Here is a 4928-nt window from a genome sequence, read left to right as displayed (position 1 = left end):
TTATTAAAAGGATAATGACAATGTTCCTCTGACTCTACTATTGTTTCTTCTATTTTATATATTATTTCTTTAACATTATCTTCTTGATTTATTTGAGTACGTAATAATAAAAAGTTGTTTTGAAAAACCGTCTCTTCTTGACCTTGTTTAAAAACTGGCATTCCAATTACTACATCATCCTTATCGGTATATCTACTTAAGAGATATTTCACGCCTGATAATAAAATAGTGTACAGTAACATATCAGAATTATTGCTAATTGCTACAGCTCTCTTCGCAATATCCGATGGGAATTGAAAATAATAACTTTCTTTAGAAGCCTGAATATTATTTAAAGACAGACAATCACAAGGAAATCTACTTAACTCAACATCACCTGATAACTTGTCTAACCAATATTCTTTTTCTTTTTTAAATTTTTCACTAGATAATAAAACCTGCTGGGTAAATTTATCAAGCATTTTTTCTTCCCACCATTCTCTATGATATTGATACTAAATACTACATATTTAGTGGTTATGTTCCCCATAGACCTATCCGTTTTATCATGAGGGGGCACAATCATACTCGTAATTGGGAGTTTTCTTCCTCAGTAATAAAACTCCCAATTACGACCAATTAGATTGCTACTTTAACGATAGAAGTTTCACATAAAGCATAGAAATGCACTTTTCTCTTACTCAGATACATCTCTTAATTTTTTTACTTCACAGATTTTACCCTATCTAGTATTTTCATAATTAACTCGCCCACGATGTCAGCTTGATGTAGTAAAAACATATGACCACCATTAACTGTTAGAAAATGAACCTCATTGCCCCATTCTACCCACTTCTTAGCCCCTTTTACTGTATAATTAGAGTCTGTTGTTCCACTAATAATATATAGGGGCGCTTTCAACAATGTTGTGTCATCATTTATATAATTCTCAATGGTACGAAAGTCTGATCGAATAACTGGAAGGATATAGTTTAAAAGCTCCTGATGTTGTAATACTTCATCTGGTAATCCTCCCAAAGACTTTATATAATCTATAAAGTCTTTATCATCTAAATGATTTGTTTTTCTTCTTATTTCCGGTGGATTCATAGCAGAGATAATAACATTTTTAGGATTTATGCCCTTACTTTCTAAAATTTGAGCCATACGGTGAACTATAATTCCTCCCATGCTATGGCCAAATAATGTAACCTCTCCCTCTAAAATTGGTTGCATCTCCATTAAATATAAATTAACAAGATCATCTATGTTATCAACTAGTGGAGAAAGATTAGGACCATGGCCTGGAGGATCAAATGAAATAAGTTTTATATCTTTCGGTAAATAATTCTTTAAAGGTAAAAAAGAATTCGAATAGCCCCCAGCATAAGGAACACAAACCAAATATTTGTTACTATTCAATCCTGGCGATAAATCTTTCATTAATTTTCTCAAGTGACTTCTCCTTTATTAAATAAAATTTTCATCAAATAGTTGTTTAATCAAACAAATTATCAATTTCTTCATCACTAAGGTTTAAGGTTTCAAAATCTGATGAAGTAAATTCTTTTGTTTGCATTTGACAACAGGATTGGATATATGTCTGTAGTCGTTCTAGATAATCTGAAAATAAATTTTCTACAAAATTCTTTTGAAAATGACTTGTACTAAATGTCACATGAATTTCTAAGCTTTTATTCTTAACCATGGCCACAATATCCAATAATGCAGTAATATGATTATCTTTTGATTGTTCACTGCCACTTTGATAATCAACAATAGTAAACCATCCATCCCCGAGAGAATTATCTATCTCTCCTAAATAGTTAAAACGAATTATATTTTGAGTTAAATCTTTGCAAGAAGGAAACTTCTCTTTAAGAATTCCATATCCAATTCCCTTATTAGGTCTTTTACGAACCTCTTCTTTAACACTCTTTATTTGATTAGCAATATTATGCGAAACTTGTAATACAATAGGATACATCGTTGTAAACCACCCTACTGTACGTGAAATATCAAGATGCTCAAATAATTCCTCTCGACCATGACCTTCTAACTCAAATTTAATTTGATCTTGGTTTGCATATTTACCTAAATTTTCTGTCAACACAGCAAGTAACAACTCCATTGGTTGTGTATTGTAAGGCACATTTGCAGTAGTTAATAGTTTTCTTGTATCATCTGCATTCAATGTAAAGGTAAGAGTCGTACAACTTTCAACAGTACTATTTTCTTTTTCTCTATTAATTTGAAAATTATTATCTAGCGTGTTATCTATGGATTCCCAATAATCTAATTCAGCATGTACTAAATTAACTCCTCGACTATTTAAAGCTTCAGACCAATCTTGGAAAGAGTTAGTTTTTAATGGTAGCGATGGAATTTCTCCTAAATACAAGCTATTCAAACATCGGTTTGCATCTTCAATTAAAATACGCCAGGACACAGCATCAACAATAAGGTGGTGTGCAGTTAATAATAACAACTGTTGATCATTTGAAAGCTGGAATAAGGCCCCTTTAAATAATGGTCCTACATTCAAATTTAAACTTCCTTTTAACTCTTCACCTTTTAAATGAACCTGATTCAAAGCCATTTCAATTGGAATTTCAGACAAATCAAACATGGTAACCTTAGAATCAACAATGGACATATCTTCGTCATAATAGAAGTAATCCTGCTTATCCTCATACCTTAACCGTAACAAATCATGATGATGCATGATCGTATTTAACATCTTATTAACATATTCTTCTTTAACCGGCTTCTTCAAAGACAGTAATACCGATTGATTCCAATGATGCGGGTTCTTGAACTGTTGATCAAGGAACCAACGCATAATAGGAGTAGGCTCTACCTTTCCTGTTACCAATGTTTGTGAGACTGTAACATCTTTTTGTTTAACTAACATTGCTGCCAATTCACTTATAACTGGATAATTTAGTACATCTTTAACTCTAACTTTCCATCCCAGTTCTTGTAATCTAGCGCTTACTTGGATCGCTTTAATAGAATCTCCACCTAAATGATAAAAATTACTATGCAATTCGATTCTATCAGTCTGTAATATTTCCATGAGAACTTCACTAACCATTCCAGTAACATCTTCATCTACTTCTTCTAAATGAGTATGATTAGAACCGTTATTTAACATCGGATCTGGCAACGCTTGACGATCTACCTTTCCATTGATAGTAAGCGGTAGCTGATCCATATAGATAAAAAATGAAGGAATCATATAACTTGGTAGCATATGCGAAATAAAACTGCGTATTTCTATATTTTGAACACTGTCTTTCAAAACAATGTAAGCAACTAGATGATTTGAATTATCCTCACCTTGCCAATTCACCACTACTACATCTTTAACAGACTTGTGTTGTAACAGTGCATTCTCAACTTCCCCTATTTCAATACGATATCCTTTAACTTTTACTTGAGAATCCATCCGTCCTTGATACTCAATTAATCCATTTGGCAACATGACAGCTAAGTCACCACTTCGATACATCTTCTCACTCGAAATAAATGGATTGGATAAAAAACGTTGCGCTGTTAAATCCGGACGATTTAAATAACCTTTAGCTACCCCATCACCCGATATATAAATTTCTCCTTTTACACCAATAGGAACCGGCTGAAGATTCTTATCTAATAAATATATTTGAACATTATCAGCTGGTGTACCAATTGGTACGGATGCTCTTCGATCTAGATCTGGATCATAACGATGAATCATACATCCAACCACAGTTTCAGTTGGTCCATATTCATTAATTATTTCAACTTTACCGCTAAAAAGATCATATATCTTTTCGGCTACTGAGGTTTTCAAATCCTCTCCACCCACAATCAATCTGCGAAGAGATGAAACTCTTGGGGGTGAATAGTTATTTAACAATGCTAAATGTGAAGGCGTAACTTTCAACACTGTTACTACATTTTCCTTGAGTATTTTTGACAAAATAAACTCATCTTCATTATCATGATATATTACTAACAATAAACCACTTATTAAAGGAGTGAATATTGAAGTTACTGTTAAATCAAAAGAAACGGATGAATATAATGCAAAAACATCATTCTCACTACTAATATAGTTCTTTTTAGCCCAGGAAATATAGTTAACCAATCCACGTTGAGTGATTACAGTTCCTTTAGGATTCCCCGTGGTTCCAGAGGTATAAATTATATATATTGGATCATTTGGTGCAGTTACTAGGGTTAGATTGGCATTATCTCCTTCATAAAGTTTCTGATCACATATATTAATTTTCTCACCTAAATATTCTAAATTACCCTCATTTGTATAGTCAGTTAAAAGTAATGTTGTGCCGCTATCATTCAAAATATAACGAATTCGGTCCTCTGGGTAGGAAGGATCTATAGGCAAATATGTACCTCCAGCCTTAATAACTCCCCAAATTGCAATTACTATCTCAAGTGAATGTTTAGCTAGTATACCCACGACTTGACCATTTTTGACTCCTTTTTCTCGTAACTTTCTTGCTAACTGATTAGATTTCTTATTTAATTCAAGATAAGTCATTGATCTATCAGCATGTTGAATTGCTATTTTTTCTGGTGTCTGTTTTACTTGTTCTTCAAATAATTCTTGAATAGTTTTTTCTTTCGGATACACAACAGCTGTATTGTTAAATTTCTCTAACATAAACTTTTGCTCATCATCCGATAATAAAGATAATTCTTTTATCGATTGATCTTCATTACGTAAAACTTGTTCTATTAAAGCTAAAAACCTCTCATGCATACAATTGATTTGATCTTCTTCAAAATCCGCGACTTTATAATCATATTGAATTTCTAAACCTTCATCTGCCCATTCCTTAATAACTAACTGCAATGAATAGGCTTGGTAACCACTGTAAAACTCCACGTTTTCTAAAGAAAATCCATCAATAGTATTTTTAAGTTTTGTATTATAG

The 4928-nt window shown here is 32.4% G+C and carries 3 protein-coding genes; all 3 read right to left on the bottom strand.

Features of this window, described 5'->3' with window-relative positions:
- Positions 1-461 (bottom strand): condensation domain-containing protein (locus tag GBN78_RS28425; protein ID WP_226798506.1); only part of this gene is annotated, 461 nt, incomplete at its 3' end.
- 241 nt (positions 462-702) lie between these two features.
- A complete protein-coding gene (locus GBN78_RS28420; RefSeq protein WP_226798505.1) occupies positions 703-1434 on the bottom strand; it encodes a thioesterase II family protein in 732 nt (243 codons plus the stop codon).
- Positions 1435-1477: 43 nt separating this feature from the next.
- Positions 1478-4928 (bottom strand): non-ribosomal peptide synthetase (locus GBN78_RS28415; protein WP_152127962.1); only part of this gene is annotated, 3451 nt, incomplete at its 5' end.

The sequence above is a fragment of the Bacillus sp. B2-WWTP-C-10-Post-4 genome (genome assembly GCF_009183805.1).
Classification (GTDB): Bacteria; Bacillota; Bacilli; order Bacillales; family Bacillaceae_G; genus Bacillus_A; species Bacillus_A cereus.
This window is presented reverse-complemented; position numbering and strand designations above follow the sequence as displayed.